Annotated in this window: 13 protein-coding genes; 6 read left to right on the top strand and 7 right to left on the bottom strand. The window is 44.2% G+C overall.

Annotated elements, in window-relative coordinates:
- The first annotated feature begins 32 nt into the window (after positions 1 to 32).
- Positions 33 to 1,337: a Na+/H+ antiporter NhaC family protein gene (locus tag GKD17_RS10505; protein WP_007835806.1), complete on the top strand. Its 1,305-nt coding sequence runs from the start codon at positions 33 to 35 to the stop codon at positions 1,335 to 1,337.
- 161 nt (positions 1,338 to 1,498) lie between these two features.
- Here the strand turns inward: GKD17_RS10505 and GKD17_RS10500 are convergent, their stop codons facing one another.
- A complete protein-coding gene (locus GKD17_RS10500) occupies positions 1,499 to 2,350 on the bottom strand; it encodes a DUF4373 domain-containing protein (protein WP_007835807.1) in 852 nt (283 codons plus the stop codon).
- 617 nt (positions 2,351 to 2,967) lie between these two features.
- Here GKD17_RS10500 and GKD17_RS10495 point away from each other — a divergent pair.
- Together GKD17_RS10495 and GKD17_RS10490 are read left to right on the top strand one after the other, a co-directional pair.
- Positions 2,968 to 3,246 carry a LysO family transporter gene (locus GKD17_RS10495; protein ID WP_005846617.1) on the top strand — a complete coding sequence of 93 codons (279 nt, stop codon included), beginning with the start codon at positions 2,968 to 2,970 and terminating at the stop codon, positions 3,244 to 3,246.
- On the top strand, positions 3,243 to 3,866 hold the full coding sequence (locus tag GKD17_RS10490) for a LysO family transporter (protein ID WP_007835813.1): 624 nt from the start codon (positions 3,243 to 3,245) through the stop codon (positions 3,864 to 3,866). Before GKD17_RS10495 ends, GKD17_RS10490 begins: the two co-directional genes overlap by 4 nt.
- Before the next feature lie 86 nt (positions 3,867 to 3,952).
- Here the strand turns inward: GKD17_RS10490 and GKD17_RS10485 are convergent, their stop codons facing one another.
- The 3 genes from GKD17_RS10485 to uvrA form a co-directional block, all read right to left on the bottom strand.
- Positions 3,953 to 5,614, bottom strand: coding sequence for a peptide MFS transporter (locus tag GKD17_RS10485; protein WP_007835816.1), 1,662 nt, complete (start codon positions 5,612 to 5,614; stop codon positions 3,953 to 3,955).
- 105 nt (positions 5,615 to 5,719) lie between these two features.
- Positions 5,720 to 6,205 carry a Cys-tRNA(Pro) deacylase gene (gene ybaK, locus GKD17_RS10480; RefSeq protein ID WP_007835817.1) on the bottom strand — a complete coding sequence of 162 codons (486 nt, stop codon included), beginning with the start codon at positions 6,203 to 6,205 and terminating at the stop codon, positions 5,720 to 5,722.
- 14 nt (positions 6,206 to 6,219) lie between these two features.
- The gene (gene uvrA, locus GKD17_RS10475; protein WP_007835818.1) at positions 6,220 to 9,048 is read right to left on the bottom strand and encodes an excinuclease ABC subunit UvrA; all 2,829 of its coding nucleotides are present in this window, start codon (positions 9,046 to 9,048) and stop codon (positions 6,220 to 6,222) included.
- 154 nt (positions 9,049 to 9,202) lie between these two features.
- On the opposite strand from uvrA, the gene GKD17_RS10470 reads away from it, so the two are divergent.
- The gene (locus GKD17_RS10470; RefSeq protein ID WP_032936263.1) at positions 9,203 to 11,011 is read left to right on the top strand and encodes a PBP1 and LysM peptidoglycan-binding domain-containing protein; all 1,809 of its coding nucleotides are present in this window, start codon (positions 9,203 to 9,205) and stop codon (positions 11,009 to 11,011) included.
- A complete protein-coding gene (locus GKD17_RS10465) occupies positions 11,011 to 11,694 on the top strand; it encodes a porin family protein (RefSeq protein ID WP_007835820.1) in 684 nt (227 codons plus the stop codon). Before GKD17_RS10470 ends, GKD17_RS10465 begins: the two co-directional genes overlap by 1 nt.
- 106 nt (positions 11,695 to 11,800) lie before the next feature.
- On the opposite strand, the gene GKD17_RS10460 is transcribed toward GKD17_RS10465, so the two are convergent.
- From GKD17_RS10460 to GKD17_RS10450, 3 genes are all read right to left on the bottom strand, one after another.
- On the bottom strand, positions 11,801 to 12,253 hold the full coding sequence (locus GKD17_RS10460) for a DUF4293 domain-containing protein (RefSeq protein WP_007844149.1): 453 nt from the start codon (positions 12,251 to 12,253) through the stop codon (positions 11,801 to 11,803).
- 249 nt (positions 12,254 to 12,502) lie between these two features.
- Complete coding sequence (locus GKD17_RS10455; RefSeq protein WP_005846636.1) at positions 12,503 to 12,838, bottom strand: DNA-directed RNA polymerase subunit omega; 336 nt, start codon at positions 12,836 to 12,838, stop codon at positions 12,503 to 12,505.
- Positions 12,839 to 12,854: 16 nt separating this feature from the next.
- Complete coding sequence (locus GKD17_RS10450) at positions 12,855 to 13,691, bottom strand: outer membrane protein assembly factor BamD (RefSeq protein WP_005853238.1); 837 nt, start codon at positions 13,689 to 13,691, stop codon at positions 12,855 to 12,857.
- A 166-nt stretch (positions 13,692 to 13,857) separates the two neighbouring features.
- On the opposite strand from GKD17_RS10450, the gene uvrB reads away from it, so the two are divergent.
- A complete protein-coding gene (uvrB, locus tag GKD17_RS10445) occupies positions 13,858 to 15,891 on the top strand; it encodes an excinuclease ABC subunit UvrB (RefSeq protein WP_007835822.1) in 2,034 nt (677 codons plus the stop codon).
- Positions 15,892 to 15,934: the final 43 nt, after the last annotated feature.

The raw sequence follows: 15,934 nt of genomic DNA, 5'->3' as shown, positions 1-15,934 counted from the left end.
ACTTTGCACCTCATTTTATAAAATACAAATTCATGAACGGTGAAAAATTAACCCCAATAACAAATAAACCCAGCTTATGGGCACTCAGTCCATTACTGGTATTTCTATGCCTGTATCTGGTGACATCTATCATCGTAGATGATTTTTATAAAATCCCCATCACGGTTGCTTTCATGGCATCTTCGGTTTATGCAGTATGCATCACCAAAGGACTGAGCCTGAACGAGCGCATGCTGCAATATTCCATCGGCGCAGCCAACAAGAATATCATGCTGATGATCTGGATTTTCATCCTGGCAGGCGCATTCGCCCAAAGCGCCAAAGATATCGGGGCCATTGATGCAACCGTGAATCTTACGCTTCTTCTTCTACCAGACCATCTGCTGCTGGCAGGCATCTTCCTGGCCGCCTGTTTCATCTCGCTCTCCATCGGAACCTCGGTAGGAACCATCGTGGCATTAGTCCCCGTGGTAGCAGGCATTGCGGATAAAACCGATATGAACCTGGCCTTCATGGCGGGTATCGTGGTGGGAGGAGCCTTCTTCGGCGACAACCTTTCGTTCATTTCGGATACTACTATCGCCGCCACCCGCACCCAAGGATGCGCCATGCGTGACAAGTTCCGGGTGAACTTCATGATAGCCCTTCCGGCCGCCCTGATGGTTTTCGGCTACTACATCTTCAGGGGAATGGACGTGATGACCACCCATGACATCCAGTCGGTGGAATGGATCAAAGTCCTCCCCTATCTGGTTGTGCTGGGAACCGCCATAGCAGGGATGAATGTAGCACTCGTACTGATACTGGGCATCGCCACAACGGGAGTGATCGGCCTGCTCACAGGCAGTATCAGCCTATTCGACTGGCTTGGCTCCATGGGCACAGGAATCACCGGAATGGGCGAACTCATCATCATCACCCTGATGGCAGGCGGCATGCTGGAACTGATCCGCTTTAACGGCGGAGTGGACTATATTATCCAAAAACTGACCAAACATGTCAACAGCAAACGCGGAGCCGAACTTTGCATCGCAGCTTTGGTGAGCATCGCCAATTTCTGTACAGCCAACAATACGATAGCCATCATCACAGTGGGACCATTGGCCAACGACATCGCTACCCGTTACAGGGTGGACAAACGCAAGAGTGCAAGTATCCTGGATACTTTCTCGTGTGTCATCCAGGGTATCATCCCTTACGGAGCGCAAATGCTGATTGCCGCCAAGCTGGCTTCCCTTTCTCCTCTGAGCATCATCGAATACTTGTATTATCCGGTAGCTATCGGAGTATTTGCTCTGCTGAGCATTTTTTTGAGATATCCCAAACGATACTCGTGAAAACAAGGGCAGGCGGTTATATTCCGCCACCGACAGCCCGGCTGAATCCATCTGCAACATCCAGACGATGAAGGCGAAAGATATATAATCTTACAGCTGTAAGATATAGCATCTTGCACGTGTAAGATCTATATCTGTTCTCCGTAGTTAACGGCGGATACTTAGTGGTCAATAACTCTCAGCAATCCATGTGACGCGTAGTTTTTCTTGGGTGGTCCAATTCCCCTTTCTTCCAGAACCGACATCATACGCGCTGTAGCCGCCTGAGTCCGGACGGGGAAAGCCTCATTGATATAGCGTTTCCACCGAGGTGTAAATTCTATGTTTCTGAAAAGTTCAGCAACAACAGCAATTTTTCCGTCGACGTCGATGTTTCTTTGTATGATGTTTACATCATCTTTCTTTTTCTTCTCTTCTCTATTCTTTTCTTCTCTTATAAAGTTTTGCTTAACGCTTGCTTGTGAACACTCATTAACACATTCATTATCAATATATTGAATCGTATTTTCGGCTATATTTTCATCATCACTTTTTTCAATCGTATTTTTCATGCATTTTGCACCGTTTTCCTTATTGTTTGCTTCGTCATCCGCTTCTTTATCTGCTGCCACCAGCACAGTAGAAGTGATTACTTTTTCAGCTATTTGCGCAGTCTTTTTCTTGCTGCTTCTTCCGCCTTTGCTACCGGCGGCTGCACGTTGCTCCGAAAGCTTATTCTGATAACCCATCACCTCATCTAGATACAGGCATCGGAAATATCCGTCCTCCGTTATGACGAACAAGTTAAAGTCTTTAATGAGATGCTGCAAATTTTCCACTGTAGCCCCCCATTGTTCAGCCAACAAATCCAACTCGTTAAAATCGTGTTTGTATTCCTGTTGCCTTCGCAGGAACAATATCATTTGAATATATAATCCTATTCCCATGCATTTCATTTCGGCATTCAGCTTCATCATTTTGTAATCTGACATCAAGCTGCAATTCAGCCGGATAAACTGTTCGGTGTAATCCATTCCTTTGGTGTGTTAGTATATAAATAGATTACAAAGAAACAAAAAATATCAATAGGGTGTATAGATAATTGCCACCAATTATGACATTATCTTCATTTTTATCTCAAACAAATATAAACGACTAGTATACAAACACTTACACAGCATATTCAATTCAATAAAAAAGTATAATTCTCAAGAAAAGATAAAGTTCTTCTCCCCTGCAATTAATGAATATTTTTTATCGCCAGAATTCGGAGATAAATTCCCAATAAATGATCCTATATTAAAAGACACGCTATATCCGTCCAAAGGTAACAGAAGAAGATTTATGAATATTTATTTTGAAAATATACATAAAAGAATTATCTTTGCACCGCAAATGAATCAATGATATGAACCAATTACAAACTACATACAGCATACATCACCTTACATCGGGAAATACCCCCCTGTGTAATCACTTCATTGTGCATGTACATTGGTTCAGCGGATTTGTTTAGATTTCCACTCACACGTAATTTATTACCAAACTTTCATCCTACCCACACACGTGCCCGATGAAAGATATATTGCATGATGGTTCTCATTCGGTGAGAGCATCGAGTTGTATATGTTTTACTAAAAAAATGATTGCTATGTTTACTATTATATCTATCATGTTTGTTGGTATCGGTATAGGATATGTATTGCGCAACTTACAGTTTTTACAAAAGATAGAAAAGAGTACCTCACTCACTATCTTCCTGCTGCTGTTTGTTTTGGGAATCTCTATCGGTTCCAACAGCTTAATCATTAACAATTTAGGCAGATTCGGATGGCAGGCGGCTATATTGGCTACATTAAGTATTTTGGGCAGTATGCTAGCTTCCTTCCTGGTATTTCATCTGTTTTTTAAGAAAGGAGGCAAACAATGAAAGGCAGTTTGGTTGTTGTCGCATTTTTTTGTGCAGGATGTATGATTGGAGCTGTCAATAATTTCCAGTATGACATGCACTCTGTTTCCATGTATGTGCTTTATGCACTGATGCTCCAAGTAGGAATCAGCATAGGCAGCAATAAGAAATTGAAAGAACTGATTAAAAGCTTACGGCTGAAAATGCTCCTGGTACCGATGGCTACCATTGCGGGAACCTTGCTTTTCTCGGCACTTGCCAGTCTGCTATTAAGCCAATGGAGTGTATTCGACTGTATGGCGGTGGGTAGCGGCTTTGCCTATTATTCGCTTTCCTCCATCCTGATCACACAGTTCAAGGAACCGTCTATCGGGTTACAACTGGCCACCGAATTGGGAACCATTGCATTACTGGCCAATATTTTCCGGGAAATGATGGCCTTACTCGGCGCTCCGCTCATACGGAAATACTTTGGACAGCTGGCCCCTATCTCGGCTGCCGGAGTGAACTCGATGGATGTATTGCTGCCATCCATCACACGCTATTCGGGAAAAGACATGATTCCCTTAGCCATATTCCACGGAATACTGATTGACATGAGCGTTCCTGTTTTCGTATCTTTTTTCTGTAATTTAACGTAAGCCTGAGGATTCGCGCTAAATTACAAAAAAGGAAGCCCGCTTGCAAATCAAGCGGGCTTCCTTTTTTAATCTATATAAGGCAGGAGTTATTTCGCAACCTTTTCCAATTTCTTCATGATAGAGAAGATAAACAATGCAGAAAGCAAACAGCATACGATCAATACACTCCATACCATCCACAACTGCATATCACCCCACAAATAACCGATGATAGCCACCAGATAGTTACCGATAGCAGTAGCTACGAACCAAAGTCCCATCATAGCACCTTTATACTTAGGAGGAGCTACTTTGGAAACAAACGAGATACCCATCGGTGACAGGAACAATTCAGCAAAAGTCAATACCAGATAAGTTGAAATCAGCCAGTTGGGTGAAACCAATGCACTTTCGGCAATACCGTTCGCTTCTACTTCTGCAGGAGTAGGCAGACCGAATGAGCCGAATGCCAGCAACATGAAACCTACTGCGGCAATCACCATACCGATACCGATTTTACGCGGAGCTGATGGTTCTTTTCCTTTCTTTGCCAACGAACCGAATACAGCCAGTGATACCGGAGTCAGAGCTACTACGAAGAAGGGATTAAACTGTTGGAAAATCTGAGGAAGAATAGGCAATGTAGGGTCCATAGTACCATAATTGACTCCTAAAATGACAAGAGCCAGGGTAGCAATAACGCCTGAAATCAATTTGCCCTTGCCTGTCTTGGACTGGAACAATGAGAAACCTGCATAAACGGTTACAATGAGAAGAGCCAGATTCCATACACTGAAGCCAAGGCGGTCCAGACCGGTTACCTCATGTGCCGTATAGTCACGGGCGAAGAAAGTCATGGTAAGACCGTTCTGATGGAATGCCATCCAGAAGAAAATTACCACCGCGAATACCAGCAGCAAAGCAACGATACGTTCTTTAGTCTGTGCGGGAGTCAGCTCTTCTTCGTGTACATTGGCCGGTTTAGCCTGCTTGGAGTTGTAATCGGCATGTTTGAATGTAGAACGGAAAATAACATAAATAGCCATAGAGGCAACCAGTGAAATACAAGCTACACCGAAACCATAGTTATAAGCTTCAGACAATTTATCAATATAGGTAGTACAGAAATCGGCCATACTTCCTGTGAAATTCTGTGCGCTCTGCATGGCAGTCAGTGTGGCCTCACCTTCAGCCGTTATCGTACCATCAAGGAACTGGTGTGCCAAAGAAGGTATCTGGGGTACATAGCTGAAACCTGCTTTGCCCAACACATAGTTGGTCATGGCAGTAGCGGCAGTCGGAGCGAACAGGGCGCCGATGTTGATTGCCATATAGAACAAACTGAAAGCGGTATCACGTTTCGCACTATACTCGGGAGCATCATACAGATTACCTACCATTACTTGCAGATTTCCCTTGAAAAGTCCGGTTCCCAAAGCAATCAGGGCAAGAGCGCCGAACATGGAATACAATCCGATATTAGTTGCCATCGGGATAGCCAGCAAGACATAACCGGCAAACATGATAACGATACCGGTAGTAACCATCTTGCCATAACCGAATTTATCAGCCAGAATACCTCCGATCAGCGGCATGAAATACACTCCTGCCAGGAAACTGGCAAAGATTGTTGACGTCGTGGCGGCTGTAAAGCCGAATTTCGCTTGCAAGAAGAGAGTGAAAATAGCAAGCATGGTGTAATAACCAAAGCGTTCGCCGGTATTGGCGAGAGCTAATGCGTATAAGCCTTTAGGCTGTCCTTCAAACATAGTTGATAAAGATTTAATTAATAGTTAGTATTCTTTTTTGCAAAGATATAACTTTTAGTCTATCTGAAAAAAAAAGAGCCACAAATGTGACTCTTTTTGGCATATTTATTCGGTGAAAAGGGAACATATCTCTGCTTTCGTTTCTTTTATCAAGTCATCGGGAGCTATTTTTATCTGTAATCCGCGGATACCGGCACTGATATAAATAAATGGAAATGTGATGCAAGTCTCGTGTATATAGGTGGGGAAATGTTTTTTCATGCCGATGGGAGAACATCCTCCCCGGATATATCCTGTTAGGGGAAGCAACTCTTTCATGGGGATCAGGTCGCATTTCTTGTTACCTGAGACTTTTGCCACCATTTTTAAATCTACCTCGTGCTCGCCGGGTATGACACAGACAAAATATCCTGATTTATCCCCATGAAGCACCAAAGTCTTGAAGACTTGTTCTATGTTCTCGCCCAAACTGGCGGCAACGTGAACGGCGCTGAGGTCATTCTCGTCTACTTCGTATGGAATAAGCTCGTATGCTATCTTGGCTTTATCAAGCAGACGGGCTACGTTGGTTTTAGCTATCTTCTCTTTCATTGCTGGTATGCCGGTTAATTTTCCAATTCTTCTTTTATAAACTTCGGGGTATATCCTTTTTTGCTTTCGGCCACTTCCTCGGGAGTTCCGGCCGCAAGTACCTGTCCTCCGCCCCGTCCGCCTTCGGGACCCATATCGATGATGTAATCCGCCAGTTTGATAACGTCCAGGTTATGTTCGATAACCAGAACGGTATTGCCTTTTTCCACCAGTTTGTTCAGTACATTCATCAGCACACGGATATCTTCGAAATGAAGCCCGGTAGTAGGCTCATCCAGAATATACATCGTTTTTCCGGTATCACGCTTGGACAGTTCCGTAGCCAGTTTCACACGCTGGCTCTCTCCGCCCGACAAGGTGGTGGAAGGCTGTCCCAGTTTAATATATCCCAACCCCACCTCTTGCAGCACTTTGATTTTATTCAGAATCTGAGGCACATTCTCAAAGAACTCTACAGCACGATTGATGGTCATGTCCAGTACATCGGCTATGGATTTACCCTTATAGCGCACTTCCAGCGTCTCGCGGTTGTATCGTTTGCCGTGACAAACCTCGCAAGGCACTAGCACATCGGGCAGGAAATTCATTTCGATGGTCTTGTATCCGTTACCACCGCAAGCCTCGCAGCGTCCTCCGGTTACATTGAACGAGAAACGCCCCGGCTTATAGCCACGGATCTTCGCTTCGGGCAGACCGACAAACAGATTCCGGATATCCGAGAATACCCCTGTATAGGTGGCCGGATTGGAACGCGGTGTCCTACCCAGCGGTGACTGGTCCACATTCACCACCTTATCTATATAGTCCAGTCCCTCCACACTGTCATAGGGCAGAGGTTCCTGCAAAGAACGGTAGAAATGCTGTGACAGGATGGGCTGCAAGGTATCGTTTATCAGCGTGGATTTACCACTGCCGGACACCCCTGTGACACAAATGAGTTTTCCCAAAGGAAATTCCACATCCACATTCTTCAGGTTGTTCCCCTTCGCCCCTCTCAGCCATAAGGATTTCCCGTTACCGGGGCGGCGTTCGGCCGGTATCTCTATCTTCATCTGTCCGTTTAAATACTTAGAGGTAAGCGTTCCTGTCTGAAGCATTTGTTTCGGAGTCCCCTGAAACACTACCTCGCCTCCCAGGCGGCCCGCCTTCGGTCCCATATCAACCACATAGTCTGCCGCCAGCATCATATCCTTGTCATGCTCCACCACGATGACAGAGTTACCTGTGTCACGCAACTTCTTCAAAGAGTTGATAAGGCGGAGGTTGTCCCGTTGGTGTAATCCGATACTCGGTTCATCCAGAATATAAAGCACGTTCACCAGCTGGGAGCCGATTTGAGTTGCCAGACGGATGCGCTGGCTCTCGCCTCCCGAAAGGGATACCGAGGTGCGGTTCAGTGAAAGATAATCCAGTCCCACATCCAACAGAAACTTAAGACGGGTACGGATCTCCTTCAAAATCTCGGCGGCAATCATGCGCTGCTTGTCTTCCAAAAAAGAATCGACCTGTTGCAACCAGTCATACAGTTCGTTAATATCCATGCTTGCCAGTTCATAAATGTTCTTGTCATGGATACGGAAATGCAACGCCTCCTTGTTCAGACGCGCGCCCTTGCATTCGGGACAAACATCGGTCTTGGCAAACTGTTCCGCCCACTTCTGAGCAGTGGCCGACGCATCTTTCTCCTGCATCATCTGGATGTACTTCACAATCCCTTCATAAGTTACAAAGTAATCGGAAGAGGTATGAATTAAGGTGCTCTTTATCTTGATACGCTCATCCGAGCCATAGAGTATTTCGTCTATCGCATCATCCGGCATATCCTTGACCGGCGTCTTGATCGTAAAATCATATTTTTCAAGCAACGCCTCTATCTGCCAGAAAATCATGGCATTTTTATATTTGCCCAAAGGCACGATGGCTCCTTCGTAAATGGAAAGATTCCTGTCGGGAATCACTTTGTCCACATCAATCAGATTCACATACCCCAGCCCCTTACAACGGGGGCAAGCTCCCTGCGGAGAGTTAAACGAAAAATTATGAGGAGCAGGTTCTTTATAAGACAGTCCGGTAACAGGACACATCAACCGCTTGCTGTAATGGCGCACCTCCCGGGTATCGGCGTCATAAATCATAATCAGCCCCTCACCCTGCTGCATGGCAGTGGCAACGCTCTGTTTCAGCCGTTTGTCATCCTTTTCCGATACGACCAACTTATCTATCACAACTTCTATATCATGATTTTTATAACGGTCCAGCTTCATGCCGTGTACAATCTCGCGCACCTCGCCGTCCACGCGGACATACAGATAACCTTTCTTGCGCACTTGCTCGAAAAGTTCTTTGTAATGTCCCTTACGGGTACGTACCAACGGGGCAAGCATAAATATCTTCTTACCCTGATAATCCCGGTGAATCAGGCCGATGATCTGTTCCTCGGTATATTTCACCATTTTCTCTCCCGAAAGATAAGAATAAGCAACTCCTGCACGGGCATAGAGCAAACGGAGATAATCGTATATCTCTGTCGTAGTCCCCACGGTAGAGCGGGGATTCTTGTTTGTCGTTTTCTGTTCGATGGAAATTACCGGACTGAGTCCTGTAATCTTATCCACATCCGGCCGCTCCAACCCTCCCAGGAAATTACGGGCGTATGCGGAAAAGGTCTCAATGTATCTCCGCTGCCCTTCGGCGAAGATGGTATCGAATGCCAAGGACGATTTACCGCTTCCGCTCAATCCGGTTATCACCGTCAGGCTGTTCCGTGGAATTTCAACATCTATATCTTTCAAGTTATGTACACGGGCACCGTATACATTAATCAGTTCTTTTTCTTCACTCATAGTCTTCTTACTCTGCGTAATCTTTGCAAAATTAATGCTTCCCGACGAAATATTTAATTAAAAAGCCTAATAATATTTTCTATTCTTTCTATATAATGTGAATAAAACAGTTTTTTTTGTACTTTTGCCACTCAGTTTAATCAACACACTGCAAATGAAATTTATTCGAGCATTATATCTTATCGCAGCCTTGTCTGCCAGCAGCACCGGAATGATGGCTCAAATACAGTCTTCCGGCTATTTCCTGCACACCATCACCAAAGGGCAAAGTCTTTATTCCATAGCCAGCATGTATAATGTCACTACCGGTGACATCGTTAAAATGAACCCCGGCAGTGACCAGAAAATTAAAACCGGTGAAACATTGAAGATTCCACAAAAGAACAGCGGAACGGAACAGCAGATGTTCCATACCATCCAGTCGGGTGAAACCTTGTACAAGCTGACACAACGCTATGGAGTAACCGCACAACGCATCTGCCAGGCAAATCCCGGGCTGAGCGCGGAGAATTTCCGTATCGGACAGGTTATCGTAATTCCCGCCAAAGTAACGGACAGCGAGGAGATAATTATGAACGAGGTGAAAGCTGCACAGACTACCAAGCCGGTCACCACTTCCACCCCACTGAAACCCAATTGCAGGGACATGCATAAAGTGGAACGCAAGGAAACCATATTCAGCATCAGCCGCCTGTATGGCATCACAGAAGCCGAACTGATTGCCGCCAATCCTGAACTGCGTACCGAAAAACTGAAAAAAGGAAAGTTCCTTTGTATTCCATATCCTAAGGATACAAAGACCGAAACACCTGTGAATAATACGCCTGCCGTAATTCCCACGGATGACCAGCTGTTTAATGAAAGCAAGAAGGAGGCACGCAAAATATCTACCATCAAAGCTGCCGTAATGCTGCCATTCATGACAGACGGTAAGGGCAACCGTGACGAACAGACACGTATGGTGGAATACTATGAAGGCTTCCTGATGGCAGTAGACAGCTTGAAGGAAAAAGGAGTATCCATCGACCTGTACTCATACGACACCCATAACAATACTTCTTCCATCAAGAACATTCTGGATAGAAGTGAATTGAAGAGCATGGATATTATCTTCGGCCCAGCTTATCCCGACCAGGTGAAACCGGTTGCAGAATTTGCCAAGAAAAACAATATCCGGCTGGTAGTACCTTTTACCTCCAAAGGGAATGAAGTTTTCAACAATCCCGCCATCTATCAGATAAATACTCCCCAATCTTATTTATATTCGGAAGTTTATGAGCATTTTACCCGCAAGTTTACAACCGCCAATGTTATCTTCCTGGATGCAGAAGATGGTGATAAAGACAAAGTGGATTTTATAAAAGGGCTGAAAGAGGAGTTAAAAAACAAACGCATTCCTTTTACCGAATTAAAAGGGGAAAATATTACTCCGGAATCATTGAAAGCCGCGATGAACCATAGTATGGATAATGTATTCATCCCGACTTCCGGCACCAACGTGGCATTGATAAAACTGTTACCACAACTGATTGTGACCTCCCGTGACAATCCCGACTACCGTATGCAGTTATTCGGCTATCCGGAATGGCAGACCTATACCAACGACCATCTGGCCAGTTTCTATGAACTGGACACCTATTTCTATTCTTCGTTTTACACAAACAATTTATTTCCGGAAGCCGTTCAGTTCTCATCGGCTTACCGCAAATGGTACAGCAAGGATATGCTCAACTCATTCCCTAAATATGGTATGCTGGGATTCGATACAGGATATTTCTTCCTGAAGGGCCTGTCCCAATACGGCAACAAACTGGAAGACAAACTGGACAAGGTGGCTGTCACCCCTATCCAGACCGGATTTAAATTTGAACGCGTAAACAACTGGGGTGGATTTATCAATCGCAAAGTGTTCTTCGTTCATTTTACCAAGGACTTTGAACTGATTAAACTTGATTTTGAATAATGGAAAAGTATAAGAAATTCGGGCTGCTTGTACTGACATTGCTCTTTGCATTGCCGGCAGCTGCACAGTTGGGTGAAGAACGTCATAATTTTGCCGTCGGCATCAATGGTGGTCTGAACATGAGTTCCGTCAGTTTCAACCCGAAAATCAAACTGAACACCTTGAACACCATGTCTATGGGGGTTACCATGAGATATATGTCCGAGAAATATTTCAAGATGATGTGTGGCGTACAAATGGAAATAAACTATTCACAACGCGGATGGGACGAAAAGATAGAAGACGATTCCGGCAATTCTTACAGCCGTACCATGAATTATCTGGAAATCCCTTTCATGGCACATCTGGCATTCGGCAAGGATGCATTGAACCGGGGAGTGAAGGTCTTTTTCAATGCAGGACCACAAATCGGCTTTTTCCTGGGTGACAACGAAAAGATAAACTGGACTACTTCTACAACAAGACCGGAACACGGTAAAGAGGTAGAGAATAAATTCGATTATGGTATCACAGCCGGCGCCGGTCTGGAAGTAAGTACCGGTATCGGACATTTCCTGCTGGAAGGACGTTACTACATGGGATTGAGCGACTTTTACAAGAATTCGAAAAGAGATTTTTTCGAAAGATCAGCCCATTCATTCATAGGCATACGGCTGAGTTATCTGATAGATATTACTAAATAAAAAAAGATTTTATTCTGCAAATAGTCCGCGTTCCACTCTCTCTCATAACAACAAAAGCCTGCAAGATGGATCTTGCAGGCTTTTTATATCATAATATTCCCTCAGCTTACCTCAAACGGTCGTATGCTTTAACCAATACCTCATCCTTACCAATGGCGCGGATGGCAAGCCAATTCAAAATGATGGCAACCAACGGCAGACATACAGTCCATGAAAGAGAAAATGTCATTGACTCTTCTTTCAACATAAAAATAAAAGTGACCAATGTGGCATAATACCCGATCAACAAAATGGTGCTGAAAATAGTCAGACGAATTTGCAACATGCGTTTTTTAAACAAGAAGATAGTGCCGAAAGCAAGAACCGCAACAACCAGCAAAATCACAAACAAGGCCCATGGAGCATAATCTTTAGTACCATCCGCCATAGTAAGACACAGATTTGTTAAAGCGGAAACACTATAATCACTTCCTATGTATGAACCTACGGGACTACACAGGCAAATAATAATCAAGATGGTAACAACAAGTAAATAAACAGATTGAATGCGTTGTATCATAGTCTCTTTAATTTTAATCATACAACCTATCATTCTAAACGCAGTGAAAAACCTGAAAACACAAAGTGAATGGTTATCAGATTCTTCACTGCGTTCAGCATAACAGGGCTAATATAATGTGAGGTGCATCAAAATGTACCACAGATTACTCAGATTGATACAGTTTCCACACGAAATGACTCATGTATCAAAATAGAACGATCTGTGTAATCTGTGGTAAAGACCTTTTGCACAACCCCCAATGAAAAATCACTGTAGTTTCTCTTTTTCTTTAGCAGGATTACGGAAATAAACCTTGCCTTCTTCATATTCCTGAGCAGCGATCAATGTCGGTTTCGGAAGCTTTTCGTAATAACGTGAGATCTCGATCTGCTCTCTATTTTCAAAGACTTCTTCCAGGTTATCGTTGTATGAGGCAAACTCCTGCAATTTCTTTGAAAGATCATTCTTCATCTCAACACTAATCTGGTTGGCGCGTTTGCCAATGATAGCAACAGTTTCATAAATGTTACCTGTGTCTGCACATAAATCCATCATGTCACGGGTAACAGTATTACTTGGAGCGTTTGTCTTTTTGTAATCCATAATTTCTTATTTAGTTTTATTCATTAAATTCTTTTACATACTTATTGGCATCCTTGTAGATGCTCTCCACTTCTTTAGTATACTTGCTGTCAGGAAATTCGTTCTTGAAAGAATAATATTCATCTATCGTCTCACGCATACGCTCTTCTTTCTTTTCCTCCACACTCGCTTTCGCCATATCATATTTAGCACGCAAGACCAAGATAGAAAGATCTTCGCGCATCTTGGTATAAGGATAGTCTTTCAAAGCATTCTGAGCCGTAACGATACAAGACAAATAATTGTTACCGGTAGTACTATAAGTACTGTTTCCTGTATAAGAACCCAAATCATAATACAATTTCGCAGCCAGATAGTCTTTCATCACCAGCTTGTCCTGCAAATCAAAAATCATTTGCTGTGCATCCTGCCGACGGCTACTGGTTGGGAAATATTCCATAAACATCTGCAACTCCTGAATAGCTTTATAGGTGCTCGACTGGTCCAAACGAGGTTCCGGAGTATCCAAGAACAATGCTTTTCCTGAAAAATATCTGGCCTGTTCCGTATAGACCCCACGCGGATAAGTATTATAATAAGTGGTGAAATAATGCGAAGCTGTGATGAAGTCACCCTGATTATAGTAGGTCATACCCAACATATAAAGTGATTCCTCAGCCTTATCCGTTCCCTTCATGATGGTAATCAATTCCTCCAGAATGGTGGCCGCCTTAGTATTCTGCCCTTTGCCAAAGTAACTTTTGGCCGCTTCGTACTTGTATTCGTAGTCCGTGCTTTTTAAAACTTTGTTATACTCTCCACAAGACGTTAGAACCGTACCGGAGACAAGAGCTATAATGATATATTTTTTCATCTTATTCAAATAATTGCGCAAATTTACGCCTTTCCACCGAATAATGCAATATTTCCATGTTTTTAAATGCTAAAAAGTCGACAAGAGTCTATTTTTTAGAGATGAATAGATAATATTTAAGGAAATAACTGTATTTTTACATCTCATTAAACTAAACATACTATTTATGAATTTTGAATTGATTTCCGAATACCAACCCACCGGCGACCAACCGGAAGCTATCGCCCAGCTAACCGAGGGAGTGCTGGAAAGAGTCCCCGCACAAACTTTATTGGGGGTTACCGGGTCCGGCAAGACTTTCACGATTGCAAATGTAATTAAAAACATCAATAAACCCACCTTGATATTAAGCCATAACAAAACATTGGCGGCCCAGTTATACGGAGAGTTCAAGAGTTTTTTTCCCAACAATGCAGTGGAATACTATGTATCTTATTATGACTATTACCAGCCGGAAGCATACCTGCCGTCCAGCGACACCTATATAGAAAAGGATCTGGCCATTAATGAAGAGATTGACAAATTGCGGCTGGCTGCCACCTCTGCCCTGCTGTCGGGACGGAAGGACGTGGTGGTGGTGTCTTCCGTGTCCTGCATCTACGGTATGGGGAACCCGTCGGATTTCTATAATAATGTAATTGAGATAAAAAAAGGCAAACTGCTGGACAGAAATGTATTTTTACGCCGTTTGGTGGACAGCCTGTATGTGCGTAACGATATAGAGCTGAATCGCGGGAATTTCCGCGTAAAAGGTGACACGGTAGACATTTACCTGGCATATAGCGACAATCTCCTCCGGGTTATGTTTTGGGACGACGAAATTGATGCCATTGAAGAGATCGACCCTGTTTCGGGAATCCGTCTGGCTACTTTTGATGAATACAAAATTTATCCGGCCAATCTTTTTATGACCACCAAAGAGAGCCAGTTGAGAGCTATTCATCAGATTGAGGACGACTTGACGAAAGAGGTGGCCAAATTCGAGGAGGAAGGAAAAATGTATGAGGCGAAACGACTCTATGAGCGCGTGACATACGATATGGAGATGATTCGCGAACTGGGACACTGTTCGGGCATAGAAAATTATTCCCGCTACTTTGACGGGCGTAATGCAGGTACCCGTCCTTACTGTCTGCTGGACTTTTTTCCGGATGATTTCCTGATTGTAATAGACGAAAGCCATGTCAGCGTACCGCAAATACGTGCCATGTATGGTGGTGACCGGGCCAGAAAAACCAATTTGGTGGAATATGGTTTCCGGATGGAGTCGGCTTTTGACAACCGCCCTCTAAAATTTGAAGAGTTCAAGGAACTGGCCAAGCAAGTGATTTATGTCAGTGCTACACCTGCCGATTATGAATTGGTGGAAAGTGAAGGCATTATCGTTGAACAGGTTATCCGTCCTACCGGACTGCTGGACCCGGTAATTGAAGTACGCCCCAGTCTGAATCAGATTGATGACCTGATGGAAGAGATACAGCAACGCATCGAGAAAGAAGAACGTGTACTGGTGACCACGCTCACCAAACGCATGGCAGAAGAATTGACCGAATATCTGCTGCGCAATGACATCCGCTGCAACTACATCCACAGCGATGTGGACACTTTGGAACGCGTTAAGATTATGGATGAATTACGTCAGGGCGTTTATGATGTACTGGTGGGTGTGAACTTGCTTCGTGAAGGTCTGGACTTGCCCGAAGTGTCTTTGGTCGCCATTCTGGATGCAGACAAAGAAGGGTTCCTCCGTTCCCACCGTTCGCTGACCCAGACAGCAGGACGCGCCGCCCGCAATATCAATGGAAAAGTAATCATGTATGCAGACCGCATGACGGACAGCATGAAAAAAACGATAGACGAAACCAACCGTCGTCGCGAAAAACAGCTGGCATATAACGAAGAGCATGGAATCACCCCCAAACAAATACAGCGTGCGCGTAATGCTGCCTTGTTGGGCAACAACAGCAACGAAGCGGCGGGAACCACTCAAGGCTCCAAGGCATATATTGAGCCATCTTCCAATACAATGGCTGCCGACCCGATTGTTCAGTATATGACCAAGCCACAGATGGAGAAAACGATAGAACGTACCCGGAAACTGATGCAGGAAGCTGCCAAGAAGCTGGAATTTATAGAAGCTGCACAGTATAGGGATGAATTGCTGAAACTGGAAGATATGATGAAAGAGAGATGGGGGTAGGCTTGTCTCCCGATAAGATAGCACGGATATATCGGTGAGTTCC

Source organism: Phocaeicola dorei (genome assembly GCF_013009555.1).
GTDB classification, from domain to species: domain Bacteria; phylum Bacteroidota; class Bacteroidia; order Bacteroidales; family Bacteroidaceae; genus Phocaeicola; species Phocaeicola dorei.
Note: the sequence above shows the minus strand (reverse complement) of the source record. Positions and strands in the feature narration are given on the sequence as shown.